The organism is Vibrio sp. HENC-03 (assembly GCF_000305755.2).
Lineage (GTDB): Bacteria > Pseudomonadota > Gammaproteobacteria > Enterobacterales > Vibrionaceae > Vibrio > Vibrio owensii.
This window is the reverse complement of sequence record NZ_JH976128.1, coordinates 216,600-242,181: the sequence shown is the minus strand read 5'-3', so window position 1 is coordinate 242,181 and position 25,582 is coordinate 216,600. Positions and strand designations below refer to the sequence as shown.

The window sequence follows — 25,582 nt, the reverse complement described above, 5'->3', positions numbered from 1 at the left end:
AGATGTTCAGCTATTATATTTTTGCCAAATCTGTGGGAGTGAACAAGAATGGCGAGCATTGAAGCTGCATTAGCCGAGATTAAGCGCGGTGTTGAAGAGCTGATTCCAGAAGAAGAGCTGATCGCAAAACTAAAAGAAGGTCGTCCTCTACGTATTAAATTGGGCGCCGATCCAACAGCACCTGACATTCACCTAGGCCATACGGTTATTTTCAATAAGCTTCGCTTGTTCCAAGAACTAGGTCATGAAGTGACGTTCCTAATCGGTGACTTCACTGCGATGGTTGGTGATCCAACAGGTAAGAACACAACTCGCCCACCACTAAGTCGTGAAGACGTTCTACGCAACGCTGAAACGTACAAAGAGCAGGTGTTCAAAATCCTAGATCCAGCTAAGACAAAAATTCAGTTCAACTCTGAGTGGCTATCTGAGCTTGGCGCAGAAGGCATGATTCGTCTTGCTGCGAACCAAACTGTTGCTCGTATGCTAGAACGTGACGACTTTAAAAAGCGTTACGCTGGTGGTCAACCAATCGCTATCCACGAGTTCATGTACCCGCTACTTCAAGGTTGGGACTCAGTAGCAATGGAAACGGACGTTGAACTTGGTGGTACTGACCAAAAATTCAACCTGCTAATGGGGCGTGAGCTGCAAAAATCTCACGGTCAAAAACCTCAAGTTGTACTGATGATGCCTCTTCTAGTTGGTCTAGATGGCGAGAAGAAGATGTCTAAATCTTCAGGCAACTACATTGGTATCAGCGAAGCGCCAAGCGAAATGTTTGGTAAGATCATGTCTATCTCTGACGATCTAATGTGGAGCTACTACGAGCTACTGTCTTTCCGTCCATTGGAAGAAATTGCACAGTTCAAAGCTGACGTAGAAGCAGGTAAGAACCCTCGCGATATCAAAGTACTGCTAGCGAAAGAAATTATTGCTCGTTTCCATAGTGAAGCGGATGCCGATGCGGCAGAGCAAGAATTCGTGAACCGTTTTGCTAAGAACCAAATTCCAGATGAAATGCCTGAGTTTGATTTTGAAGCGGGTACACCAGTAGCAAACCTACTGAAAGAAGCCGGTCTATGTGCTTCAACTTCTGAAGCAATGCGCATGGTTAAACAAGGCGCAGCTAAGATTGAAGGCGAGAAAGTTGCTGATGCGAAGTTTGCACCTGAAGCAGGTACTTACGTATTCCAAGTTGGTAAACGTAAATTCGCACGAATTACTATTAAGTAATCAATAACTGTTCAAAATGAAAGCGCCTACTGGGCGCTTTTTTTGTATGAAAATTTGGTGAATCCGCAAGAGATTGACTGTAAAAGTGACTCGTTTTTGCTACTATACGCGCGCTGCTAGATGAGCAGCTTTATCGGAGATTTACATGAACAATACCGACCATCCTCCCAGTTGCTGGGTGAGTAAGATTAAGGGAGCGAAATAACCCGCTTCGGTATTGGCGATCTCCGCCTTACCTGAGTGGTGAGGCATCTTTTCTAATTTTTCCTTCTTGTTATTTCCCTTCATAAATTCTGAATAGACAGTGCTTTTGCATTGATGTTTTCGTGCATCCAGTATTTCTAATACACGTAATGGATTGTGCCGAAGGTTATTTGCGCGCGTTGTCGATGGTCGTTACCAATGCCAATCGGGAGATTCGCCATGACGGTAATGAACAACACTTTTATTGAAACAACACCAAATTTCTCAGAAGTAGAAATTGGTGCCGCTCGTAATGCTTTTTTGCGATACGAGCAAGAGCAACAGCTGCATTTACTCACTGTTATGCCTATTGATGAGGCGGTAGGTATTTTGCAGCATTGCTCAGTAGGTTATGTGAATAGCCTTATCGCTCAACTTGAACAAGCAGGGCATGACAAACGTGCGCGTCACTATGCTCACCAATTAGGCTTGCATATGTCTGAGGTCGATACGCCAGACGGGTATCTTTCCACGAGTGTATTAGGGCATGTGAAGCAGCGTATTGGCTGGATCATTGCGCTTGCGCTGCTTGGAATTGTGTCTGGCTTAATCATCGCCCAATATGAAGACACATTGAGCCAACTTGTATTGCTAGCGGTTTACATGCCGGTAATCGCGGCAGCTGGTGGTAATACAGGGACGCAAGCAGCAACTTTGGTGATTCGCGCTCTCGCAACGGGTGAGCTTAAGAAGCGCCAATGGTTGGAAGTGCTATGGAAAGAAAGCCGTGTCGCTCTTTTTATCGCACTAGCAATTGCTGTCGTTATGGTTGGTCGCATCATGCTATTTAGTGGTGGGCAATCTACAGGTGGCTTTGCGCTTGAGGATATCGCGTTGGCGATTGCCGTTGCGTTGTTTATTCAGGTGACCATTTCAACCACGCTAGGCGGATTACTGCCTATTATTGCTCGAGCTTGTAAACTGGACCCAGCCGTATTGGTGAGCCCAGTTTTAGCATCGATTGTCGATATATCAGGGATGTGGATCTACTTTACCGTTGTGAACTACTTCTTAGGCATCGCCTGACTAAAGCTCACAATGTCTTGGTAGAACAATTTCTCAAACTGAGTAATAGGGGCGACAACAGGTTTGTTATCGTCCCTTTTTTCTGGGAAATAGTCCGACACAAACTGAACAAAGACGGTGTTTGGTTTGCCATTCTTATCCAATCCATATCCAGCCATGTTGTAGGTTCCGTAAAGTGAACCGCTCTTCGCAATCAACTGTCCTTTAATTGGCGCCTTACGCATACTTTTGCGGTATTGCAAGGTCCCAGACTCACCAGACTTAGGCATGATTGCGATCAGGTTAAGCTCCTTCTCATGCTGCCAAATGTAACGCAAAATAGCCGCCATAGAAGTCGCTGAAATTCGGTTGTTGCGTGATAAGCCCGAGCCGTCCTCTAATCTTGCATTACGAATATCGACACCTGTATTGGAAAAGATGATCTGTTTGATGGCTTCTGTGCCATTCGTAAAGCTTCCCGGTTGAACAAAAAACTTCGCGCCAAGTGTTTTAGTTAGCGTATCAGCAATCAAGTTGTCTGAGCGTTTTAGCATTTGATCCAATAGTTGCGGCAACGGTTTAGATTTGTGTACAGCAAGCAATTTACGCTGTTTTTCTGGGGCTTTACCAATTCGGACATTCCCTTTTAATGAAATGCCGACTTGTTTGAGGAGCTTTTGCACTTTCTGGCTGGTGTAGCGTTCAGGATCTTGCACGGCGAATTTTAGAGGAAGGGGCTTGTCGCCACGGTCGACCAGACAGCCGGTTAGTTCATATTTGTTGTCTGGGTTAGCAATAAGGTCTAAATCACAGTGACGGCTCTTCTGAACGCTTCTAGAGACGGTTTTGACACTCGTGCTGACATTAATTGGTTGATGTTCAGGGACATAAACCCGTGTTGAGCCGTTTTTCTTAGTGTAGATGGAAGCTTGAACACAGTTGTCGTTTAGAGTGATTGCTGACGCTGGCGCACTATAACAAACCCCCAGAATATCCCATGGCCAGCCTACAGCGCGGTTGTACCCAGTAAAGGCGCTATTATCTAACCAAAGATCGCCTTTAATTTGGCTTAGCCCATTTTTCTTTGCTCGCGTCAGCATCGTTTTTAGATCTTGAGTGAGCAGGGTTGGGTCGCCAGAGAAGGTAAGTACAGCATCTGAGCTCGAGCTTTCTAATGTGGTACGAAATGCGAAGCTATTCCCCAGTTCAAGTTTTGCCGCTAAAGCCGTGACCACTTTTAAGGTGCTGGCTGGTGGGAAATACTGATCGGTTGGGTGAATACCAGTTAGCTCGCTTTGGTCGTTGAGCTTTTCAGCAATCAAGCTGACACGAGAACCTTCTGGCAAAACCTCTTGATGAGGATAAGCCATTGATGTGAGTGGGGCGAGACTAGAAAAAAGTAATAAAGACCAAGGTAAGCGCATAGTGACAGTTCGTGAGGTTAGTTATGCAATTGAGTATATACCGAAAAATCGCAGAATTCTGGATATAAAAAATGCCCGCATAGTGCGAGCATTTTATCTTCAAGTCTTAAGACTTAATTAGAAGTCGTAACGTAGACCTAGAGCTAGCTCGTCTTCTGCATCAGCTTTAGTAGCTTTGTAGTTAGAAGCAGTAGTTGAGCCCATTGAATCGCCAGCATCAATTAGGTTGAAGTTGTACGATACGTAGCCACGGAAGTTAGGCTTGAAGTAGTAAGATGCGTCTACAGCGAAGTTGTTTGCTGAAGTTTCGCCGTTTGTCTCTGCGTTGTTGTATGTAGAAGTGAACACAGTTTGACCTAGAGTGTAAGCACCCGCTAGTTCGTAACCTGTGTAGTCTACAGTGTTCTTGAAGTCAGCTTCTTTTTCGCCGTCAGTGAATACACCAGCGAAGTATAGGTCGCTCATAGTGTAAGAAGCAGCAAGCATGTATTCGTTAGCGTCAGCTTGGTCTGCGTAACCAGCACCTAGGTCAAGACCAGTGTCGCCTAGAGTGTAGATTGCAGATAGAGAGTAGCCATCTTCGCCGTTGTCTTTGTATTCGCCGTTTACTTCTTCACGGTCAGCAAAACGGTAGCTAGCTTTAACAGCTAGGTTTTCGAATTGGCCTTTGTAAGAGAACATGTTGTCAGAACGGTCAGCTGCAGCTAGTTTGTCAGCAGCAGAGTTACCGTGGTAAGCCATGATATCTGTGAAGTCAGTAATAACGCCTAGCGCACCGTCGTTTTTACCGTAAGTCATTTCACCGAAAGCACCGCCTAGACCAGCGTATGCGTAACGAGTGTCTAGATTGCTGTTGCCGTCTACGCCGCCGTTTTCAGCTGTAGTGAACTCACCTTCCCAGAAACCAACACCGTATAGGTTGTCGTTGATTGCTTGAGTACCAAGGAAGTTTAGACGGATACGAGAGTTGTCCGCTACGTCGCCATCTTTCATAGATAGACGTGCTTCAGCACGGCCGCCCATTTCTAGAGAAGTGCCGTCTTGGTTGTAAAGCTCAGCTGCGTTAACGCCAGTTGCCATAGCTGCTGCAGATACAGAAAGAGCAATTAGAGTCTTTTTCATCTTATTTGTCCTAGTTAGCTGTCCATAATCATTGTTTTATGGGGGAGAGGTTATCTCTCACAAGTTGTTGTTGTGCGTATAGTTTCACTCGTGAGAATCGCCCACATTCGAAAAAGCTATGACGTAACAACTTGCCGGACATGTTTTACTGCTAAAGTTTCCTTATGAGTTAGTAAAATGATATAAATCCAACTAATGAACAGTGTTCAATTGTGTGATTGCTTGTCTCAAGTGGTTGTATTTTAATGGTTTGTGTCGGCATGACATTAGCCTGACATTGATTTGTTTTTATCTTTCTTGAGGTTTTTTATGTAATGAACAGTGTTGTTTTTCAATAAATTGCGATGATGGTTAAATCTAAAAACAATTGATGGCGCGTTATTAACCACACAACTAGGCAGCAAAATCGAATTAAGGTGATTTCATACCCTAGTTTGTTTAAACTAATCAAAACAGAATCTTTGAACGTACTACCCAGTCACCATGATTGGGTGGGCTTTTTTTGTCCAAAGACACCTTTGGCCTTGAGGTTATATAATGGAAAAAGTTCCAATGACACTGCGTGGCGAACAACTGCTACGTACTGAGCTAGATCGTCTACTAAAGCTTCGCCCACAAATTTCAGAAGCAATCGCAGAAGCGCGTGAACTAGGCGACTTGAAGGAAAATGCAGAATACCACGCAGCTCGTGAAGAGCAGGGTATCTGTGAAGCACAAATCCGTGACATTGAATACAAGCTATCTGTAGCTCAAGTCATTGACGTAACAACCATGGACAACACTGGTAAAGTGATTTTTGGTTCAACGGTTACTCTAATTGATTGTGATACAGAAGAAGAGAAAACGTACCAAATCGTTGGTGACGATGAAGCAGATATCAAAGCCGGCCGCATTTCAATCAGTTCTCCAATCGCACGTGGCTTGATCGGTAAGATGGAAGGTGATGAAGTCGTTATTCAAACCCCAGGCGGTGCGAAAGACTTCGAAATCGATAGCGTTGAATATATCTAATTAAAACCAGTCTGTTTTAATTAGGCTTAAATAGTAGATGCAAAAAAGGTCGCCCATGGCGACCTTTTCTTCTTCCTCTGCGTAAGTAGGGATTACTTACGTGGGATTTCGATTTTACGCTCTTCAGACTGGCGGTATAGCACAAGTACTTTACCAATTGTCTGAACTTTTTCAGCGCCCGTCTCACGTACGATAGCGTCGATGATCAGCTGTTTTGTCTCACGGTCTTCTGATGCAACTTTAATTTTGATCAGTTCGTGGTGGTCAAGAGCGATTTCAATTTCTGCTAGCACGGCTTCTGTAAGTCCATTTGCGCCCATTAGCACAACAGGTTTTAAACTGTGAGCCAGGCCTTTTAGGTGCTGCTTTTGTTTGGTGCTTAGGTTCATTACGCGGCCAATTTTCTTTAAAATAAGGGTTGAAAAAAGCTATTTTAACGCCATCTATTGCTGAAGACTATAATTTATTGAGTAATAGGTTGAGCCTATTAGAACAATAGCTCCTAATTACGCCTTGTTGGGATTAAAATGAGTAAACAAAAACATTCGGCTAGTTCTGGTCGTTGGTTGAAAGAACACTTTGATGATAAATACGCAAACGAAGCTCGTAAAAAAGGCTACCGTTCTCGTGCTTACTTCAAAATCGAAGAGATCCAAACGAAAGATAAATTGTTGAAATCTGGGATGACTGTCGTCGATTTAGGTGCAGCTCCAGGTGGATGGTCTCAATATGCTGCTAAGATAATAGGTGAAGAAGGTCAAATCATTGCATGTGACTTATTGCCTATGGATCCAATCGCTGGTGTAAGCTTCCTGCAAGGTGACTTTCGTGACGAGGCGGTTTTAGATGCTCTATTAGAAAGAATCCAACCTTCGATGGTTGACGTAGTAATGTCTGATATGGCGCCTAACATCGCTGGTAATAACTCTGTAGATCAGCCACGAGCTATGTATTTAGTTGAATTGGCTTTAGATATGTGTCGACAAGTTCTAGCACCTAATGGTAGCTTTGTCGTAAAGGTTTTCCAGGGTGAAGGCTTCGATCAATTTGTGAAAGAAGTCCGAGACATGTTTAAAGTCGTAAAAATCAGAAAACCAGACTCATCGCGAGCTCGCTCCCGAGAAGTCTTCGTTGTAGCCACTGGTTACAAAGGTTAACTATTTCGCTTGTTTAGAGCATGGTTAACACTATAGCTACAGGAAATGAACTGTAGTACCCTACCTTTAATTACAATTAGTTATCGAGAGGCTGACACCTTGAGTGACATGGCAAAAAATTTAATTCTGTGGCTTGTTATCGCTGTCGTATTGATGTCGGTATTCCAGAGCTTTGGCCCTGGAGAGAGCAATGGCAGAACCGTGGATTACACCACGTTTGTACAGGAAGTTGGCCAAGGCCAGATTCAAGAAGCAACTTTTAAAGACGGTGAGATTAGCTTTGTTCGTCGCGGCGGCGGTGCCAAAATGGTTACTTACATGCCTGTGTATGACCAAAAGCTTCTAGATGACCTAATTAATCAAAACGTGAAAGTGCAAGGTACGCCTCCTGAAGAGCAAAGCCTGCTAGGCACTATTTTCATTTCTTGGTTCCCAATGATCTTACTGATTGGTGTATGGATTTTCTTCATGCGTCAAATGCAAGGCGGCGGCGGTAAAGGCGCTATGTCTTTCGGTAAGAGCAAAGCTCGTATGATGAGCGAAGAGCAGATCAAGACAACTTTTGCGGACGTTGCAGGCTGTGACGAAGCAAAAGAAGACGTAAAAGAATTGGTGGACTACCTGCGTGATCCAAGCCGCTTCCAAAAACTGGGCGGTAAGATTCCAACAGGTGTTTTAATGGTTGGTCCTCCTGGTACTGGTAAAACGCTACTAGCGAAAGCCATTGCTGGTGAAGCAAAAGTACCATTCTTTACTATCTCTGGTTCTGACTTCGTAGAAATGTTCGTAGGTGTTGGTGCATCTCGTGTACGTGACATGTTTGAACAAGCGAAGAAAGCGGCACCTTGTATCATCTTCATCGATGAGATCGATGCGGTTGGTCGTCAACGTGGTGCAGGTGTTGGTGGTGGTCACGATGAACGTGAACAAACACTAAACCAAATGCTTGTAGAGATGGATGGTTTTGAAGGTAACGAAGGTATCATTGTTATCGCTGCGACGAACCGTCCTGACGTACTTGACCCTGCGCTGTTGCGTCCTGGCCGTTTTGACCGTCAAGTCGTTGTAGGTCTTCCAGACGTACGTGGTCGTGAGCAAATTCTTAAAGTACACATGCGCAAAGTGCCTCTAGCGGGCGACGTAGAGCCATCTCTAATTGCACGTGGTACTCCAGGCTTCTCTGGTGCTGACTTAGCAAACTTAGTTAACGAAGCTGCTCTATTTGCTGCACGCGGCAACAAGCGCAACGTTTCTATGGTTGAGTTTGAACTGGCTAAAGACAAGATCATGATGGGTGCAGAGCGCCGTTCAATGGTGATGTCTGAAGAAGTGAAAGAATCAACAGCATACCACGAAGCGGGTCACGCAATTGTTGGTCGCTTGGTTCCTGAACACGATCCAGTGTACAAAGTGTCTATCATTCCACGTGGTCGTGCGTTGGGTGTGACGATGTACCTACCTGAGCAAGACCGTGTGAGTATGTCTCGCCAACACCTAGAATCAATGGTTTCTAGCTTGTACGGTGGTCGTCTAGCGGAAGAGCTGATCTACGGTGCTGACAAGGTATCGACAGGTGCATCGAACGATATCGAACGCGCAACAGACATCGCTCGTAAGATGGTTACGCAGTGGGGCTTCTCTGAGAAACTTGGTCCGCTACTGTATGCGGAAGAAGAAGGTGAAGTGTTCCTAGGACGTAGCGTGACTCAGACTAAACACATGTCTGATGACACAGCGAAGCTAATCGATGATGAAGTTCGTAAGATCATCGACCGTAACTACGACCGTGCGAAACAAATCTTGCAAGACAACATGGATATCATGCATGCGATGAAAGATGCGCTAATGAAGTATGAAACCATTGATGCTGGCCAGATTGATGACCTGATGGAGCGTAAGACGGACATTCGTGAGCCTGCTGGTTGGGGTGACAAACCTGCAAACAAACCAGAAGACAACGATAAGCCTCAAGCGAAACCTGAAGTAAAAGCTGAAGAGAAATCAGAAGAACCTACAAAACCAGTAGAGCAACCTGCTTCTCAAGAAGCGACTTCAAGCGAAGCGCCAGAAAAGAAAGACTCTGAATAAAGAGTAGCCTTTGATAATAAACCCCGAGTTAAGCTCGGGGTTTTTGTATATGTTGTGATTATTAAAGCTATGATTATTAAAGCAAACAACAAATCTCTCGACCTTTCTCGCCCTCACGTCATGGCGATTCTCAATGTAACCCCTGACTCCTTCTCCGATGGCGGTAAGTTCAACTCACTCGATCTTGCGCTTGCCCAAGCTGAGAAAATGATTGCTGCTGGTGTCAGTATTATCGATATCGGTGGCGAGTCGACGCGTCCTGGCGCCCCAGATGTTGAGCTCGAGGTAGAACTACAACGCGTCATTCCAGTTATCAAAGCGATTCGCAAAAAATACGATGTTTGGATTTCTGTCGACACCAGTAAAGCTGAAGTGATGCGCCAAGCGGTTGCTGCTGGTGCTGACCTCATTAACGATGTTCGTGCACTTCAAGAGCCAGTAGCATTAGAGGTAGCAGCAGAAGCTAAATTGCCAATTTGCTTGATGCACATGAAAGGTCAACCTAGAACGATGCAGGCAAATCCACAGTATGATGATCTGATGGAAGATGTCTCAGAATTTCTCAAAGAACGCATTGCTGCTTGTGAAGCGGTGGGTATTGATAAGTCTCAACTTATCCTAGATCCAGGTTTTGGCTTTGGCAAAACCATAGAACACAATTATCATATGCTCGCTCATCTCGATAAGTTCCATGAATTCGGTTTACCAATACTTGCTGGTATGTCGCGTAAGTCAATGATCTTCAAACTGTTGGATAAACCCGCAGCGGAATGTACTAATGCAAGCGTGGTCTGTGCGACTATCGCTGCAATGAAAGGTGCGCAGATCATTCGAGTTCATGACTTTGAAGAAACCATTGAAGCAATGAAGGTGGTTGAGATGACGAACAAAAATATCAAAAAGAATTAAGGAAAGTTTTATGTCTGATAAAAGACGTTATTTTGGTACTGACGGTGTGCGCGGTAAAGTTGGTCAATACCCAATTACTCCGGATTTCGTACTAAAGCTTGGCTGGGCAGCTGGTCGTGTACTAGCAAAACAAGGCACTAAGAAAGTTATCATCGGTAAAGATACGCGTATCTCTGGCTACATGCTTGAATCTGCTCTTGAAGCCGGTCTTGCAGCCGCTGGCCTGAAAGCAACCTTTACTGGTCCAATGCCAACACCGGCAGTCGCTTACCTAACGCAAACCTTTCGTGCGGAAGCTGGTATCGTTATTTCAGCGTCTCACAACCCGTACTATGACAACGGTATTAAGTTCTTCTCGTCTGAAGGTACTAAGCTTCCGGATGATATCGAGCTTGCTATTGAAGCTGAGCTAGACAAAGACATCGAATGTGTTGAATCTGCTGAACTAGGTAAAGCGACTCGTCTAAATGATGCAGCAGGTCGTTACATCGAATTTTGTAAGAGCACTTTCCCTTCTGAGTTGAGCCTTGCAAACCTAAAAATCGTTGTTGACTGTGCACACGGTGCGACTTACCACATTGCTCCTAACGTATTCAAAGAGTTAGGTGCAGAAGTTGTCGCAATGGGTGTTGAGCCAAACGGCACTAACATCAACGCTGAAGTGGGCGCGACTGACGTTCGTGCGTTACAAAAGCGTGTGGTAGAAGAGCAAGCTCATCTTGGCCTAGCGTTCGATGGTGATGGTGACCGTATCATCATGGTTGACCATTTAGGTAACAAGATCGACGGTGACCAAATCGCTTACATCATCGCACGCGATGCATTGCGTCGTGGTGAACTAAAAGGTGGTGTTGTTGGCACGCTAATGACAAACCTAGGTATGGAAAATGGCTTAAAGCAATTAGGTATTCCATTTGTACGTGCAGCAGTAGGTGACCGCTACGTAATGGAACAGCTACTTGCGAAAGGCTGGAAGATTGGCGCGGAAAACTCAGGCCACGTTATCTTGCTAGACAAAGTCACAACGGGTGATGCAATTGTTGCCGCGTTGCAAGTTCTTGCTTCTGTAGTCGGCAGTGATATGACACTACACGACTTGTCTCAAGGGATGACGCTTTACCCACAAGTGCTAGAAAACGTGCGCTTTGCTGGTGAAAGCAACCCACTTGAAGCTCAAGCTGTACTAGACTCAGTAGCAGCGGTTGAAGCTGAGCTTGGTGACAAAGGTCGCGTGCTGCTTCGCAAATCAGGCACTGAACCTCTGATCCGAGTGATGGTTGAAGGTGAAGATGCCGAGCTTGTTCAAAGCTCTGCGCTTAAAATTGCAGATGCAGTAAAAGCAAGTTGTTAATCATTGCGTTAACCTATTTTGCGAGAGAAAAGGGCATCTTTTGCCCTTTTTTTGAGCGCTTAATGCGTTAGCGCTGACTTTTTGCTAATTTTCCCTTGTCAGCGTTACTGGCTTTCGCTAGTATTGCTCCGCCTCCCGTTAGGAGGTCGCTAGCCTTGTTCATAAATAAACATCATTGTTTTTGAACGGCGCTGGCTCAACAATTTGGAACATAGGTGGAAAAAAATGTTTTCAGTTCTACTTGTGATTTACCTGTTGGCGGCGCTTGGTGTGATTGGCCTTGTGTTGATTCAACAAGGTAAAGGCGCAGATATGGGAGCCTCGTTCGGTGCAGGTGCTTCAAACACAGTGTTTGGTGCAAGCGGCTCAGGTAATTTCTTAACCCGAACAACTGCTATTTTAGCAACCGTATTTTTTATCATTAGCTTGTTACTTGGTCGTATGTCTACGCACAAGACTGAGTCACAATGGGTAGACCCAACACTAGGTCAACCAGTTGTAGAACAAGTTAAAGATGCAGCAAGTGAAGTTCCAGCACCAGCAGGTGATGAGATTCCACAATAAGCTGTAAAGGTTTATGTAGCCGAGATGGTGAAATTGGTAGACACGCTAGCATGAGGTGCTAGTGCCTTTGGTGTGAGGGTTCGAGTCCCTCTCTCGGCACCATGAATTTACAAACTTGTAAATCACTTAGTTGAGCGTATAATGCTCAGCAAGTCGGACGCGGGGTGGAGCAGCTTGGTAGCTCGTCGGGCTCATAACCCGAAGGTCGTCGGTTCAAATCCGGCCCCCGCAACCAATCTCTTCTTTCATTGGAAAGAATGATTCGATTGGCAAGTTTGCACAGTGCTAACCACACTGTGAGTTAAGAAAAGCAAATTTTTGGCTATTCTTAACGTATCAGGGTCCAGCAGCATAAAACCCCGACTTTCGGGGTTTTTTGTTATCTGAGTTTTTGTAATTTAACTCGGATCACTGCTTGGTTTTTTGATTGGGCTCTGAGCCCTTTTTTTGTTTCTGGAGTGGTTCAAATGACTGGTTTAGAAAGACAACTTACTGAAATGCTTGAAGCTCCAGTAGAGGCATCAGGCTATGAGTTGGTTGGATTAGAATTTATTCGTGCGGGTGCGCACTCAACGTTACGTATCTACATTGACCACGAAAATGGCATCAATGTAGACGCTTGTGCAGAAGTAAGCCATCAGGTTAGCGCAGTACTAGACGTTGAAGATCCAATTTCTGTTGCTTACAGCCTAGAAGTTTCTTCTCCAGGCTTAGAAAGACCACTTTTCAAAGCAGCACATTACGAGCAATTTATTGGTCACGAGGTCAGCATCGTTTTGAAAATGGCTGTTGCAAACCGTCGTAAGTGGGCAGGTATTATCCACAGCGTAGATGGTGAGACAATTGCAGTTACTGTTGATGGGCAACAAGAAGAGTTTGCTCTAAGTAACATTTCAAAAGCTAACCTGATCCCTAAATTTTAGTTCCCTAAAAAATTTGAAGCTTAGAGGCTAAATACAATGAGTAAAGAAATTTTAGCGGTAGCAGAAGCGGTATCGAACGAAAAAGCGGTACCTCGTGAGCGTATCTTTGAAGCTCTTGAGATTGCTCTAGCAACTTCTACAAAGAAAAAATACGAAATCGAAATCGATGTACGTGTCGCTATCGACCGTAAAACGGGTGAGTTTGAAACTTTCCGTCGTTGGTTGGTTGTAGAAGATGTAGAAAACCCAACAAAAGAAATCTCTCTAGAAGCTGCACAGTATGAAGATGCAGACATTCAACTAGGTGATTTCGTAGAAGACGATATCCCATCGGTTACATTTGACCGTATTACGACTCAAACTGCTAAGCAAGTTATCGTACAAAAAGTACGTGAAGCTGAGCGTGCACAAATCGTAGAACAGTTTATCGACAACGAAGGTGATCTAATCACTGGTGTTGTTAAGAAAGTAAACCGTGAAACAGTTGTAATGGATCTAGGTAACAACGCAGAAGCGGTAATCCTACGTGATGACCAACTTCCTCGTGAAAACTTCCGTCCAGGTGACCGTGTTCGTGGTCTTCTGTACAAAGTTGCTCCAGAAGCGCGTGGTTTCCAACTGTTCATTACACGTTCTAAGCCAGAAATGCTGGCAGAACTATTCCGTGTAGAAGTACCAGAAATCGCTGAAGAAATCATCGAGCTTAAAGGTGCTGCACGTGATCCAGGTTCTCGCGCTAAGATCGCTGTTAAAACAAATGACAAACGTATCGACCCTGTAGGTGCGTGTGTTGGTATGCGTGGTGCACGTGTACAAGCAGTATCTGGTGAGCTTGGTGGTGAGCGTATCGATATCGTTCTTTGGGACGATAACCCAGCTCAATTCGTTATCAACGCAATGGCGCCAGCTGACGTTGCTTCTATCATCGTTGATGAAGATGCACACTCAATGGACATCGCAGTTGAAGCTGACAACCTAGCGCAAGCTATCGGTCGTAACGGTCAAAACGTACGTCTAGCATCTCAACTAACTGGTTGGGAACTGAACGTAATGACTGTGGCAGATCTTCAGAAGAAACACGCTGAAGAATCTCAAGCGTCTATCGAAAACTTCATGAAGTACCTAGACATTGAAGAAGACTTCGCTCAACTACTTGTTGAAGAAGGTTTCTCAACGCTAGAAGAAATCGCATACGTTCCAGTTAACGAACTGCTAGACGTAGACGGCCTAAACGAAGAGCTTGTTGAAGAACTTCGTAGCCGTGCGAAAGACGCACTAACGACAATTGCCCTAGCGCAAGAAGAGTCTTTTGAAGGTCTAGAGCCTGCTGAAGATCTACTAGGCCTTGAAGGTCTAGAGCGTGAGATGGCATTCAAGTTGGCAGCAAAAGGTGTAGCAACACTAGAAGATCTAGCCGACCAAGGTATCGACGATTTAGAAGGTATTGAAGGCCTGACAGAAGAACGCGCAGGTGAGCTTATCATGGCTGCACGTAACATCTGTTGGTTCGGCGAAGAAGCATAATATCAGCAAGGAGGAAGCGGCATGACACAATTAACAGTTAAAGCTCTGAGTGAAGAGATTGGTACTCCAGTCGACCGCTTAATGGAACAACTTGCTGACGCTGGCATGAACAAAGCGAGTTCTGACCATGTATCGGATGAAGAGAAGCAAAAGCTTCTCTCTCACCTGAAGAAAGAGCACGGCGATAAGTCGGGCGAATCTGAACCTACTAGACTGACGCTTCAACGTAAGACTCGTAGCACGCTAAGTGTTGCAGCAGGTGGCGGCAAAAGTAAGGATGTTCAAGTAGAAGTGCGTAAGAAGCGCACATATGTGAAGCGCAGCACTATCGAAGACGACGCAAAACGTGAGGCTGAGGAAGCAGCAAAGCGTGAAGCTGAAGAGCTTGCGAAGCGTGAGGCAGAAGAACAAGCCAAACGTGAAGCTGCAGAGAAAGCACAGCGCGAAGCCGATGAGAAAGCGAAACGTGAAGCGGATGCAAAACGTGAAGCTGAAGAAAAGGCAAAACGCGCACAAGCTGAAAAGGCTAAGAAAGACATGAATGCAAAAAATGCGGATGCTAATACGCAAGCGAAGAAAGAAGCTGACGAGCTAAAGCGTCGTCAGGAAGAAGAAGCCCAACGTAAAGCTGAGCAAGAAGCCGCGAAGCTTGTTGAAGAAGCTCGTAAACTTGCAGAAGAGAACGAAGCTCGTTGGTCTGAAGAAGAGTCTAAGAAGAAAGAACTTGAAAACTCTGACTACCACGTAACCACTTCTCGTTACGCTCGTGAAGCTGAAGATGCAGCTGACCGTAAAGAAGAAGGCGGTGCTCGTCGTAAGAAGAAGAAGCCAGCAAAAGAAGAGCAATCACGCGGTGGTCGTAACCAACGTGGTGGCAAAGGCCGTAACAAAGGCAAACTTGCTAAGCCAACTTCAATGCAACACGGTTTCGATAAGTCTGCGACTGTAGCAAAACAAGACGTAGTAATCGGTGAAACAATCGTTCTTTCTGAACTTGCTAACAAGATGTCGGTTAAAGCGACAGAAGTTATCAAAGTAATGATGAAGATGGGCGCTATGGCGACTATCAACCAAGTGATCGACCAAGAAACAGCACAGCTTGTTGCTGAAGAAATGGGTCACAAGGTAGTTCTTCGTAAAGAGAACGAACTGGAAGAAGCAGTACTATCTGATCGTGATACAAACGCAGAAGCAGTACCACGTGCTCCAGTTGTAACTATCATGGGTCACGTTGACCACGGTAAAACGTCAACACTTGACTACATCCGTCGTACACACGTTGCTTCAGGCGAAGCGGGTGGTATTACACAGCACATCGGTGCTTACCACGTTGAAACAGACAACGGCATGATCACGTTCCTTGATACTCCTGGACACGCAGCGTTTACTGCTATGCGTGCTCGTGGTGCTCAAGCGACAGATATCGTTGTTCTTGTAGTTGCAGCAGACGATGGCGTAATGCCACAAACAGTTGAAGCGATCCAGCACGCGAAAGCGGCAGGCGTTCCTCTGATTGTTGCTGTGAACAAGATCGATAAAGAAGACGCGAACCCAGACAACGTTAAGAATGAGCTAGCTCAATACGACGTAATCCCTGAGGAATGGGGCGGTGAGAACATGTTCGTTCACATCTCTGCTAAACAGGGTACAAACATCGATGGTCTTCTAGAAGCAATCCTTCTTCAGTCTGAAGTTCTTGAACTTACCGCTGTAGCTGAAGGCATGGCATCTGGTGTTGTTGTTGAATCTCGCCTAGATAAAGGTCGCGGTCCAGTTGCAACAGTACTTGTTCAATCAGGTACGCTAAACAAAGGCGACATCGTTCTTTGTGGTCAAGAATACGGCCGTGTCCGTGCAATGCGTGACGAACTAGGTCAAGAAATCACAGAAGCTGGCCCATCTATTCCTGTAGAGATCCTAGGTCTTTCAGGCGTACCATCTTCAGGTGACGAAGCAACAGTAGTACGTGACGAGCGTAAAGCGCGTGAAGTAGCAAACTACCGTGCTGGTAAGTTCCGTGAAGTGAAACTTGCTCGTCAGCAGAAATCTAAACTAGAGAATATGTTCTCTAACATGACTGCTGGTGAAGTTGCTGAACTAAACGTAGTACTGAAAGCTGACGTACAAGGTTCTGTAGAAGCAATCGCAGACTCTCTACTGAAACTATCTACTGACGAAGTTAAAGTGAACATCGTTGGTTCTGGTGTTGGTGGTATTACAGAGACTGACGCAGTTCTTGCAGAAGCTTCAAACGCAATCATCCTTGGCTTTAACGTACGTGCGGATGCATCTGCTCGTCGTGCGATTGAAGCAGCAAGCGTTGACCTACGTTACTACTCAATCATTTACCAATTGATTGACGAAGTTAAACAAGCAATGGGCGGTATGCTTGCTCCAGAATTCAAGCAAGAAATCATTGGTCTTGCTGAAGTACGTGACGTATTTAAGTCACCGAAACTGGGTGCAATCGCTGGTTGTATGGTTACTGAAGGTCTAATTAAGCGTAACAACCCAATCCGCGTTCTACGCGACAACGTTGTTATCTACGAAGGTGAACTAGAGTCACTTCGTCGCTTTAAAGATGACGTTCAAGAAGTTAAGAATGGCTACGAGTGTGGTATCGGCGTTAAGAACTACAACGACGTTCGCGTTGGCGACCAGATCGAAGTATTCGAAGTCGTTGAAATCAAACGTACTCTAGACTAATTGACTAAAATTACTAAACGTCTGAAAGACAAATAGTAATTGGTTGTTGAATACACCATGGGGGGCTGGCTTGACCATCCCCCCATTCTTTCTATTTAAGAGAATGAATATGTCAAAAGAATTTAGCCGCACGCAGCGCGTATCACAGCAGCTGCAAAAAGAACTTGCGATGATCCTTCAACGTGAAGTTCGTGACTCTCGCCTAGGCATGGTTACGATTTCTGATGTAGAAGTATCACGCGATCTTGCTTACGCAAAAGTATTCGTTACTTTCCTATGTGTGGGTGAGCAAACGCCAGAATCATGCCTAGCAGCACTACGTGAGCACGAAGTGCACATCCGTATGATGCTTGGTAAGCGTATTCGCCTACGTCTGACGCCTGAAATCCGTTTCTACTACGACAACACACTAGTAGAAGGTATGCGTATGTCGAACCTAGTTTCTGAAGTTGTTAACGAAGATAAACGTAAACAGCAAGATTCAGGTCGCGAAGAAGATCAGGCAGGGGAAGAGTAATGGCTCGTCGTCGTAAAGGTCGTCCAATTAATGGCGTTATCTTGTTGGACAAACCAACAGGTATTTCTTCAAATGATGCACTGCAAAAAGTAAAACGTATTTTCTTTGCTGAAAAAGCGGGTCATACGGGTGCATTGGACCCACTAGCGACGGGCATGTTGCCAATCTGCTTAGGCGAAGCAACTAAGTTCTCTCAGTTCTTGTTGGATTCAGACAAGCGCTACCGCGTAATCGCAAAGTTAGGTGAGCGTACTGATACGTCTGACTCTGATGGCGAAGTGGTAGAGACGCGTCCAGTTGACGTGAACCTTGAGAAGTTAGAAGCGTGCATCGACACGTTCCGTGGTGAATCAGACCAAGTACCTTCAATGTTCTCTGCATTGAAATACCAAGGTAAGCCATTGTACGAGTACGCTCGTAAAGGCATTGAAGTACCACGTGAATCGCGCAAGATCACCGTATACGAAATCGTACTTCACCGCTTTGAAGGTGACGAAGTTGAGATGGAAGTACACTGCTCGAAAGGCACTTACATCCGTACTATCGTTGATGACCTAGGTGAAATGCTTGGTTGTGGTGCACACGTGACCATGCTTCGTCGTACAGGTGTTGCAAAATATCCGTACGAAAAAATGGTAACGCTAGAGCAACTTAATGAGTTGCTAGAGCAAGCGCATCGTGACGAAGTAGCACCAAAAGAGTTGCTTGATCCACTGTTGTTGCCAATGGATACTGCCGTTGAAGAGTTACCTGAGGTAAACCTAAACGCAGAGCTAACCAACTTGGTACAGCATGGTATGCCAGTACAAGTGTTTGGCGCGCCAGAAGGGACGCCAATTCGCATGACTTCTGGTGAAGATAAGCTGTTTATTGGCGTTGCTGAAGTGAACGACGATGGAAAAGTGGCACCAAAACGTTTGGTGGTTTTCCGCGACGAAGAGTAACTTCATCAAGCTCTAGAAAATACCGGCTGTAATGCCGGTATTTTTATATTGCGCGGGTGAGGAAACTTCCCTATAATTCGCGCTTCGCGTAGCGGCTGAATCAGAGATTGGCTGCTACAACTTTAAACTTACTCTTATTAGGAGAGAATTATGTCTCTGAATGCAGAAACTAAAGCAGCAATCGTTGCAGAATACGCACAAGGCGAAGGCGACACAGGTTCACCAGAAGTTCAAGTAGCTCTACTTACAGCTTCTATCAACCACCTACAAGGTCACTTCAAAGCACACAAAGGCGATCACCACAGCCGTCGTGGTCTTCTACGTATGGTTTCTCGTCGTCGTAAGCTTCTAGATTACCTAAAAGGTAAAAATCTAGCTCGCTACCAAGACCTAATCAAGCGTCTAGGCCTACGTCGCTAATCAGCGACTGCATAGCAGTTTGTCTAAAAGGGGCTTTATGCCCCTTTTTTGTTGCCCGTTACTTATTTTCACTGCTATAGCTTAGCCAAATCAAACTTATGCCGTTATACTACACGCGGCTAAATCTCGTTTTGAGATTTTCACAAAGACTCATTGCATTACAGTCAACCACGTCGACCAAAAGGTCGCGACTATTAAAAGCGAATTGCACACCATGTCAGTTTGTTTTCACTAGTCGCGATTCGTAATGTCTTGAGTATCAATCAATACTCTCTGAGCAAGTCCATCGATGCGCTTAGAAACAAGGAATAACAATGTTCGAAAAACCAGTTGTTAAAACGTTCCAGTACGGTAACCACACAGTTACTCTAGAAACTGGCGTTATCGCACGTCAAGCTACGGCAGCCGTTATGGTGACTATGGACGATACAGCAGTATTCGTTTCTGTAGTTGGTAAAAAAGAAGCAGTTGAAGGTCAAGACTTCTTCCCGCTAACAGTTAACTACCAAGAGCGTACTTACGCTGCAGGTAAAATCCCTGGTGGTTTCTTCAAGCGTGAAGGTCGTCCATCTGAAGGTGAAACGCTAACGGCTCGTCTAATCGACCGTCCAATCCGTCCACTTTTCCCAGATGCATTCAAAAACGAAGTACAAGTTATCGCAACGGTAGTATCTGTTAACCCAGATGTTCAACCTGATATCGTAACTATGATCGGTACTTCTGCGGCGCTAGCTATCTCTGGTATTCCGTTCAACGGTCCTATCGGTGCTGCACGTGTTGGTCACATCGACGGTCAACTAGTACTTAACCCAAGCAACACAGAGCTAGAAGCTTCTAAGCTAGACCTAGTTGTTGCGGGTACTGAATCTGCAGTACTAATGGTTGAGTCAGAAGCTGACAACCTAACTGAAGAAGAAATGCTATCAGCGGTTGTTTACGGCCACGACCAACAACAAACAGTGATCAACGCAATCAACGAGTTTGCTGCTGAAGTTGCGACTCCTGCTTGGGATTGGGTTGCTCCAGAAGAGAACACAGCGCTTGTAAACAAGATCGCTGAACTGGCTGAAGCTAAGCTTGTTGAAGCTTACCAAATCACTGAGAAGATGGCTCGTTACGATCGCATCCACGAGATCGCTGGTGAAGTAAACGAAGTGCTACTTGCTGAAGATCCAGAAGCGAACACAAAAGAAATCCACACTATCTTCCACGATCTAGAGAAGACAGTTGTACGTCGCAGCATCATCGCTGGTAACCCACGTATCGACGGCCGTGAAAAAGACATGGTTCGTGCGCTAGACGTACGTACTGGTGTTCTTCCTCGTACACACGGTTCATCACTATTTACACGTGGCGAAACTCAGGCTCTAGTAACTGCGACTCTAGGTACGCAGCGTGATGCTCAAATCATCGACGAGCTAACAGGTGAGCGTAAAGATCACTTCCTACTACACTACAACTTCCCTCCATACTGTGTTGGTGAAACTGGTTTTGTAGGTTCTCCTAAGCGTCGTGAAATCGGTCACGGTAAACTGGCTAAACGCGGTATCGCAGCAGTAATGCCTTCTGTTGATGAGTTCCCATACACAGTACGTGTTGTATCGGAAATCACTGAATCTAACGGTTCTTCTTCAATGGCTTCTGTATGTGGTACTTCTCTTGCTCTTATGGATGCAGGTGTGCCAATCAAGTCTTCTGTTGCGGGTATCGCAATGGGTCTTGTTAAAGAAGGCGACGACTTCGTTGTTCTTTCTGACATCCTTGGTGACGAAGACCACCTAGGTGACATGGACTTTAAAGTAGCGGGTACTAACACTGGTATCACAGCACTTCAAATGGACATCAAGATCGAAGGTATCACTAAAGAGATCATGCAAATTGCGCTTAACCAAGCTCAAGGTGCACGTAAGCACATCCTATCTGTAATGGATGAAGCTATCTCTGGTGCTCGTGAAGACATCTCTGAATTCGCTCCTCGCATTCACACAATGAAGATCAGCGCAGAGAAGATCAAAGACGTTATCGGTAAAGGTGGTGCAGTTATCCGTGCTCTAACTGAAGAGACTGGTACAACTATCGAAATCGAAGACGACGGTACTATCAAGATTGCAGCAACTGAAGGTGCAGCAGCGAAAGAAGCTATCCGCCGCATCGAAGAGATCACTGCTGAAGTTGAAGTAGGTCGTATCTACACTGGTAAGGTTGCACGTCTAGCTGACTTTGGTGCATTCGTAACGGTTCTTCCAGGTAAAGATGGTCTAGTACACATCTCTCAAATCGCTGAAAAACGCGTTGAGAAAGTGTCTGACTACCTAACTGAAGGTCAAGAAGTTCAAGTTAAAGTTCTTGAAATCGACCGCCAAGGCCGTGTACGTCTAAGTATGAAAGAAGCAGTAGAGAAGCCAGCAGAAGAAGCAAACGACGCTTCTGAAGCAAAAGGCGAGTAATCTAAGTTTCGACTTTTGGTCTTTTATTAGCTTAAGAGACTGAAAGCATGCTATAAAAGGGGAGCATTTTCGCTCCCCTTTTTTTTGGCCTGTTTCGACAAGTTTAGCCTCAAGCGAAGTTATATATCCTATAGTGCATAAAGAGAAACAGACCCAGAGCGGTCCAAACAGGAGTACCAATTAGTGAAATGGTTTCAAACCGCAAGTTTATGTGTCGCTATCGCGCTGACCGGTTGTGCTAATACCTCTCAACATTCGGCACAAAAGTGGATCTATCCTCCGATGGCGGTGCCGCTACAGCCAAGCGTTCAGCAAGAAGTTCAGATTGCACGTCTTTCCCAGCTTTTACAGCGTCCAGACTTGAGCGATGAAGTTCGCGCTAAGATGCACTACGAGCGTGGTAACTACTACGACAGCGTAGGCCTGCGTGATTTGGCTCGTTTGGACTTTAATCAGTCTCTACAACTGAACCCTGCTCAACCAGATATCTTCAACCTATTGGGTGTTTACTTTACCCAAGTAGGTGAATTTGATGCCGCTTACGAAGCATTTGATTCAACACTTGAGCTCGCGCCACAGAATTCATATGCAGAGCGTAACCGTGCAATTGCCTTGTATTACGGTGGCCGCATCGACCTTGCTCTGGAAGACATGACTAAGCATTATGAAGAAATGCCGAGTGACCCGTTCCGTGCTTTATGGCTTTACATCATTGAAGCTGAACAAAACCCAGAGCAAGCAAAAGCGAACTTAGAGAAACGTTACCAACGTGACCGCAGTGAAGAGTGGGGTTGGGTTTTAGTTGCGATCATGCTGCGTGACGTGTCTGATGATGCTGCGCTTAAAGCCATCATGGATGGTACGCGTGAAAACTACCGTCTTGCTGAACGTTTAACAGAAACTTACTTCTACCTTGGTAAGCGTTACCAACTAGAAGGTGATATTGCTGATGCGATTTCATTGTACAAGTTAGCAATCTCTTTCAACGTTTATGAATACGTAGAACACCGTTACTCTTTCTTGGAGCTGGCGCAAATCTACGATCAGTTGCAGCAAGAACAACTTGCTAAGCTCAAAGCCGAGCAACAGCAACAAGAAGAAAAATAACCATGAGCCGCTCAACTAGAGCGGCTTTTTTGTGCTTGAAGAATTTGGATAGGTTCTCTAAAATAGTTAGCCTTGCTAACTAAATGAGCAAAACACAATGGCACTAGAAAAAAGCCTGATTGAGTTAGAACGATTTTGTGCCAAAGCGTGGCGTGTTTATGCCAAGGAAGATCCGCTTTCACATTTGAGCTTTAATGAGTTCGATTACTTACGAGTGATTCAGCTTCATCCAGAAGGTGTGCGTATTACAGACTTGGCTGAAGAGCTGCAAGTCACCAAACCTTCAGCTTCAAATATGGTGGTTCGTTTGGAGAAAAAGGGGTTGGTTAGACGCATCGCTTGTAACGAAGATGCGCGTTCAAAGCGCGTTTTGCTAACGGAAGAAGTGATAGCAGAGATGTCCCTTGAACAGGTGGTATACAAGGATATTTCTGAACAACTCGTGCGTAAACTTGATAAGCAAGAAGCACAGCAACTGAAAGCGCTACTGGATAAAGCGCTCGGAAACTAAACATACATTTTATTCTTTTATCTATTTAGTTAGCTTTGCTAACTATTGGTGGTAGTCATGCAAAACTCTATATACAAACAGTTTTGGAAATACACAATTCCGACCGTCGCAGCCATGTTGGTGAACGGTTTATACCAAGTCGTTGATGGTATCTTTATTGGTCGTTATGTGGGGGCTGATGGATTAGCCGGGATCAACGTCGCGTGGCCGATCATTGGCTCGATACTTGGTATCGGTATGATGGTGGGCGTAGGTACGGGGGCACTCGCCTCTATCAAACAAGGTGAAAAAGACGGTGAAGGTGCTAAACGTATTCTCTCAACCGGTCTATTGCTTTTAGTTGCTTTGATGCCTGTCGTAGCGACAACCTTGTTCTTCTTCGCTGATGACTTTATTCGTTGGCAAGGGGCTGAAGGGCGAGTATACGAACTTGGTTTGCAGTACCTGCACATCTTAAGCGTGGCATGTGTGTTCTCGCTTGGTTCAATTGCAGTGCCGTTTTTGCTGCGTAACGACGATAGCCCGAACTTAGCCACTATCTTGATGGTGATTGGTGCCGTGATTAATATCGTGCTTGATTACCTGTTTATTGCTTGGCTTGGTTGGGAGCTTGAAGGTGCGGCTATTGCGACTGCGTTAGCACAGATGGTGGTCACCATTCTTGGTGTGGGATACTTCTTTACTTCAAGAGCGAAGATGCGTCTGTCGACTGGCGACTTGAAGATGCAATTTGACGTGATCCCTAAAATCGTCATGATCGGCACGTCGAGCTTCTTTATGTACGCATACGGCTCGATGATGGTCGCTCTGCATAATGCACTGTTTGCCCAGTACGGTAGTGCGTTGTTGATTGGTGCTTACGCCATCTTGGGTTATATCGTGACGGTCTACTACTTGATCGCGGAAGGCATCGCTAATGGTATGCAGCCTTTAGTGAGCTATAACCATGGTGCACGCAACCAAGACAATATTCGTAAGCTATTGAAGGTCGCCATGGGCACGTCAGTGCTCGGCGGTGTCGCGTTTGTTATTTTGATGAACATCTTCCCATACGAGTTTGTGTCGGTATTCAACAATGCCGATCAAAACCTGATTGATGCGACGGTAGTGGGGATTCGCCTCCATATGTTTGCATTGTTCTTGGATGGTTTCTTAGTGGTTGCTGCGGCGTACTACCAATCGGTAAACAAAGGCAGCAAAGCGATGTTTGTGACCATTGGTAATATGGCAATTCAATTGCCGTTCTTGTTCATCATGCCAAAACTTCTAGGCGTAACGGGTATTTGGATTGCATTCCCACTGTCTAACATCGCCTTGAGTTTAGTGGTGATGACAATGTTGTGGCGTGATATTAAGAAGCTAATGAACGAGAGTTCAGCAGAGCCAAGTATTCAAGCGTCTTAACGACGAAAAGATGTAAAAAAAGCGAGGACAGTACCTCGCTTTTTTATTGCTTTGAAACCGTAAGCAGGGATTAGATGTTCTTCACTTCTAGACCTGCAAGTTGGTGCCAGTAACCGTTACATTGGCGGTCTTGGATCTTGCCTGGGTTGGTGCCTTTCTCGTTTGAGCGGAATTGGTCTAGCTCAGAGAAGGTGCTAAGACCGAGCGGGCTTAAACGAACCACATCAACCAGACCTTCCATGCTTGGTAGATCGTTGATCAGGTTGTAGCAGTAACCAGACTGAGTTTGGATGCCGTTTAAGTTAAACACTTCCTGGCCTTCTTGGCTGCTTACTTGGATACCCGTTGGGTACTTAATACAGCAAGTTTCGCAATCATCTTTAGCTTTGTTTTCTGCTCGAGCGGTAAAGCAGCGCGCCGAGTAAGCCAGTGGCAGATAACCGTGGCTGAAAACTTCCACTTCAAACTTATTGCGAATACCGAGTTCATCACATTGAACCAATGTGTTGCTGAGCCATTCACGAGACAGCTCTACAGGCATACACCAGCGGATCATGCCTTGTTTTAGGAACAAGTTAAGCGTATGCGCGTTGTAAGTGTTAACCGCAGGGCCAACGACGAATGGCACTTTATGCTCAGAAGCCAATTGAACCGCAGACACGTCGTTAGCTTCAATCGCGAAGTCACCGTTGTCGATGTATTTCTTCATGATGTTCACTTCACTTGGCGCTTCTAATAGTGCCATCGTGGAAAGCACGACTTGTTTACCAGATGCAGACAATTCTTTCGCGATATCGAACCAATGTGCAGGTTTCATTTCACGACGTTTTGAACACACGGTTTCACCTAGGTAGATGATGTCCGCAGAGCTTGATTTCGCTTGTTCGTAAAACGCTTCAACGTCTTGCTTTGGCCAGAAGTACAACAGTGGACCAAGTGCGTATTTCATTGAGTTATCCATCTTAACCT

General features: G+C 45.3%; 22 protein-coding genes and 2 tRNA genes. 20 read left to right on the top strand and 4 right to left on the bottom strand.

From position 1 onward, the window contains the following. Positions 1-48 precede the first annotated feature (48 nt). A complete protein-coding gene (gene tyrS, locus VCHENC03_RS03940; protein WP_005439437.1) occupies positions 49-1,236 on the top strand; it encodes a tyrosine--tRNA ligase in 1,188 nt (395 codons plus the stop codon). Between the two features lie 423 nt (positions 1,237-1,659). Beyond that, positions 1,660-2,505 (top strand): magnesium transporter, encoded by an 846-nt coding sequence (locus tag VCHENC03_RS03945; protein ID WP_009707532.1) that lies wholly within the window; start codon positions 1,660-1,662, stop codon positions 2,503-2,505. On the opposite strand, the gene dacB is transcribed toward VCHENC03_RS03945, so the two are convergent. Further along, a complete protein-coding gene (dacB, locus tag VCHENC03_RS03950; protein WP_009707531.1) occupies positions 2,484-3,908 on the bottom strand; it encodes a serine-type D-Ala-D-Ala carboxypeptidase in 1,425 nt (474 codons plus the stop codon). The genes VCHENC03_RS03945 and dacB overlap by 22 nt on opposite strands. 117 nt (positions 3,909-4,025) lie before the next feature. Continuing rightward, complete coding sequence (locus VCHENC03_RS03955) at positions 4,026-5,030, bottom strand: porin (RefSeq protein WP_009707530.1); 1,005 nt, start codon at positions 5,028-5,030, stop codon at positions 4,026-4,028. Between the two features lie 537 nt (positions 5,031-5,567). Here VCHENC03_RS03955 and greA point away from each other — a divergent pair. After that, positions 5,568-6,041 carry a transcription elongation factor GreA gene (greA, locus tag VCHENC03_RS03960; protein ID WP_005439449.1) on the top strand — a complete coding sequence of 158 codons (474 nt, stop codon included), beginning with the start codon at positions 5,568-5,570 and terminating at the stop codon, positions 6,039-6,041. Positions 6,042-6,133: 92 nt separating this feature from the next. Here the strand turns inward: greA and yhbY are convergent, their stop codons facing one another. Continuing rightward, entirely contained in the window at positions 6,134-6,430 is a 297-nt protein-coding gene (gene yhbY, locus VCHENC03_RS03965; protein ID WP_005425257.1) for a ribosome assembly RNA-binding protein YhbY, read from the bottom strand. Positions 6,431-6,568: 138 nt separating this feature from the next. Between yhbY and rlmE the strand changes: the two genes are divergently transcribed. From rlmE to vmrA, 17 genes are all read left to right on the top strand, one after another. Beyond that, a complete protein-coding gene (gene rlmE / locus VCHENC03_RS03970; protein WP_005439450.1) occupies positions 6,569-7,198 on the top strand; it encodes a 23S rRNA (uridine(2552)-2'-O)-methyltransferase RlmE in 630 nt (209 codons plus the stop codon). A 108-nt stretch (positions 7,199-7,306) separates the two neighbouring features. Beyond that, positions 7,307-9,286 carry an ATP-dependent zinc metalloprotease FtsH gene (ftsH, locus tag VCHENC03_RS03975; RefSeq protein ID WP_009707529.1) on the top strand — a complete coding sequence of 660 codons (1,980 nt, stop codon included), beginning with the start codon at positions 7,307-7,309 and terminating at the stop codon, positions 9,284-9,286. A gap of 69 nt (positions 9,287-9,355) precedes the next feature. Continuing rightward, positions 9,356-10,195 carry a dihydropteroate synthase gene (folP, locus tag VCHENC03_RS03980; RefSeq protein WP_009707528.1) on the top strand — a complete coding sequence of 280 codons (840 nt, stop codon included), beginning with the start codon at positions 9,356-9,358 and terminating at the stop codon, positions 10,193-10,195. Positions 10,196-10,205: 10 nt separating this feature from the next. Beyond that, on the top strand, positions 10,206-11,546 hold the full coding sequence (gene glmM, locus VCHENC03_RS03985) for a phosphoglucosamine mutase (protein ID WP_009707527.1): 1,341 nt from the start codon (positions 10,206-10,208) through the stop codon (positions 11,544-11,546). 225 nt (positions 11,547-11,771) lie between these two features. Then, entirely contained in the window at positions 11,772-12,110 is a 339-nt protein-coding gene (gene secG, locus VCHENC03_RS03990) for a preprotein translocase subunit SecG (protein ID WP_005439454.1), read from the top strand. Between the two features lie 18 nt (positions 12,111-12,128). Further along, a tRNA-Leu gene (locus VCHENC03_RS03995) sits at positions 12,129-12,212 on the top strand. 56 nt (positions 12,213-12,268) lie between these two features. Further along, positions 12,269-12,345, top strand: a tRNA-Met gene (locus VCHENC03_RS04000). A gap of 232 nt (positions 12,346-12,577) precedes the next feature. Then, positions 12,578-13,033 (top strand): ribosome maturation factor RimP, encoded by a 456-nt coding sequence (rimP, locus tag VCHENC03_RS04005; RefSeq protein ID WP_005439455.1) that lies wholly within the window; start codon positions 12,578-12,580, stop codon positions 13,031-13,033. A gap of 36 nt (positions 13,034-13,069) precedes the next feature. Beyond that, complete coding sequence (nusA, locus tag VCHENC03_RS04010) at positions 13,070-14,557, top strand: transcription termination factor NusA (RefSeq protein ID WP_005439457.1); 1,488 nt, start codon at positions 13,070-13,072, stop codon at positions 14,555-14,557. Positions 14,558-14,578: 21 nt separating this feature from the next. Next, on the top strand, positions 14,579-17,263 hold the full coding sequence (gene infB / locus VCHENC03_RS04015) for a translation initiation factor IF-2 (protein ID WP_009707526.1): 2,685 nt from the start codon (positions 14,579-14,581) through the stop codon (positions 17,261-17,263). 109 nt (positions 17,264-17,372) lie between these two features. Further along, positions 17,373-17,780: a 30S ribosome-binding factor RbfA gene (gene rbfA, locus VCHENC03_RS04020; protein ID WP_005431935.1), complete on the top strand. Its 408-nt coding sequence runs from the start codon at positions 17,373-17,375 to the stop codon at positions 17,778-17,780. Further along, complete coding sequence (gene truB / locus VCHENC03_RS04025) at positions 17,780-18,724, top strand: tRNA pseudouridine(55) synthase TruB (RefSeq protein WP_009707525.1); 945 nt, start codon at positions 17,780-17,782, stop codon at positions 18,722-18,724. The genes rbfA and truB overlap by 1 nt, the downstream gene beginning before the upstream one ends. Positions 18,725-18,874: 150 nt before the next feature. Then, complete coding sequence (gene rpsO, locus VCHENC03_RS04030; RefSeq protein ID WP_005380094.1) at positions 18,875-19,144, top strand: 30S ribosomal protein S15; 270 nt, start codon at positions 18,875-18,877, stop codon at positions 19,142-19,144. A gap of 314 nt (positions 19,145-19,458) precedes the next feature. Further along, entirely contained in the window at positions 19,459-21,591 is a 2,133-nt protein-coding gene (gene pnp / locus VCHENC03_RS04035; protein WP_009707524.1) for a polyribonucleotide nucleotidyltransferase, read from the top strand. A gap of 183 nt (positions 21,592-21,774) precedes the next feature. Then, complete coding sequence (gene nlpI / locus VCHENC03_RS04040) at positions 21,775-22,698, top strand: lipoprotein NlpI (RefSeq protein WP_005439469.1); 924 nt, start codon at positions 21,775-21,777, stop codon at positions 22,696-22,698. Between the two features lie 97 nt (positions 22,699-22,795). Beyond that, positions 22,796-23,209, top strand: a complete 414-nt coding sequence (locus VCHENC03_RS04045; RefSeq protein WP_005439471.1) for a MarR family winged helix-turn-helix transcriptional regulator — start codon at positions 22,796-22,798, stop codon at positions 23,207-23,209. 57 nt (positions 23,210-23,266) lie between these two features. Continuing rightward, positions 23,267-24,613, top strand: coding sequence for a sodium-coupled multidrug efflux MATE transporter VmrA (gene vmrA, locus VCHENC03_RS04050; RefSeq protein WP_005439472.1), 1,347 nt, complete (start codon positions 23,267-23,269; stop codon positions 24,611-24,613). Between the two features lie 70 nt (positions 24,614-24,683). On the opposite strand, the gene VCHENC03_RS04055 is transcribed toward vmrA, so the two are convergent. Further along, positions 24,684-25,562 (bottom strand): U32 family peptidase, encoded by an 879-nt coding sequence (locus tag VCHENC03_RS04055; RefSeq protein WP_009707523.1) that lies wholly within the window; start codon positions 25,560-25,562, stop codon positions 24,684-24,686. Between the last annotated feature and the right edge of the window lie 20 nt (positions 25,563-25,582).

Bases quoted from the DNA above. Each gene is read 5' to 3' on its own strand.
- tyrS (WP_005439437.1), top strand. From the start codon at position 49: ATGGCGAGCATTGAAGCTGCATTAGCCGAGATTAAGCGCGGTGTTGAA.
- VCHENC03_RS03945 (WP_009707532.1), top strand. From the start codon at position 1,660: ATGACGGTAATGAACAACACTTTTATTGAAACAACACCAAATTTCTCA.
- dacB (WP_009707531.1), bottom strand. From the start codon at position 3,908: ATGCGCTTACCTTGGTCTTTATTACTTTTTTCTAGTCTCGCCCCACTC.
- VCHENC03_RS03955 (WP_009707530.1), bottom strand. From the start codon at position 5,030: ATGAAAAAGACTCTAATTGCTCTTTCTGTATCTGCAGCAGCTATGGCA.
- greA (WP_005439449.1), top strand. From the start codon at position 5,568: ATGGAAAAAGTTCCAATGACACTGCGTGGCGAACAACTGCTACGTACT.
- yhbY (WP_005425257.1), bottom strand. From the start codon at position 6,430: ATGAACCTAAGCACCAAACAAAAGCAGCACCTAAAAGGCCTGGCTCAC.
- rlmE (WP_005439450.1), top strand. From the start codon at position 6,569: ATGAGTAAACAAAAACATTCGGCTAGTTCTGGTCGTTGGTTGAAAGAA.
- ftsH (WP_009707529.1), top strand. From the start codon at position 7,307: ATGGCAAAAAATTTAATTCTGTGGCTTGTTATCGCTGTCGTATTGATG.
- folP (WP_009707528.1), top strand. From the start codon at position 9,356: ATGATTATTAAAGCAAACAACAAATCTCTCGACCTTTCTCGCCCTCAC.
- glmM (WP_009707527.1), top strand. From the start codon at position 10,206: ATGTCTGATAAAAGACGTTATTTTGGTACTGACGGTGTGCGCGGTAAA.
- secG (WP_005439454.1), top strand. From the start codon at position 11,772: ATGTTTTCAGTTCTACTTGTGATTTACCTGTTGGCGGCGCTTGGTGTG.
- rimP (WP_005439455.1), top strand. From the start codon at position 12,578: ATGACTGGTTTAGAAAGACAACTTACTGAAATGCTTGAAGCTCCAGTA.
- nusA (WP_005439457.1), top strand. From the start codon at position 13,070: ATGAGTAAAGAAATTTTAGCGGTAGCAGAAGCGGTATCGAACGAAAAA.
- infB (WP_009707526.1), top strand. From the start codon at position 14,579: ATGACACAATTAACAGTTAAAGCTCTGAGTGAAGAGATTGGTACTCCA.
- rbfA (WP_005431935.1), top strand. From the start codon at position 17,373: ATGTCAAAAGAATTTAGCCGCACGCAGCGCGTATCACAGCAGCTGCAA.
- truB (WP_009707525.1), top strand. From the start codon at position 17,780: ATGGCTCGTCGTCGTAAAGGTCGTCCAATTAATGGCGTTATCTTGTTG.
- rpsO (WP_005380094.1), top strand. From the start codon at position 18,875: ATGTCTCTGAATGCAGAAACTAAAGCAGCAATCGTTGCAGAATACGCA.
- pnp (WP_009707524.1), top strand. From the start codon at position 19,459: ATGTTCGAAAAACCAGTTGTTAAAACGTTCCAGTACGGTAACCACACA.
- VCHENC03_RS04045 (WP_005439471.1), top strand. From the start codon at position 22,796: ATGGCACTAGAAAAAAGCCTGATTGAGTTAGAACGATTTTGTGCCAAA.
- vmrA (WP_005439472.1), top strand. From the start codon at position 23,267: ATGCAAAACTCTATATACAAACAGTTTTGGAAATACACAATTCCGACC.
- VCHENC03_RS04055 (WP_009707523.1), bottom strand. From the start codon at position 25,562: ATGAAATACGCACTTGGTCCACTGTTGTACTTCTGGCCAAAGCAAGAC.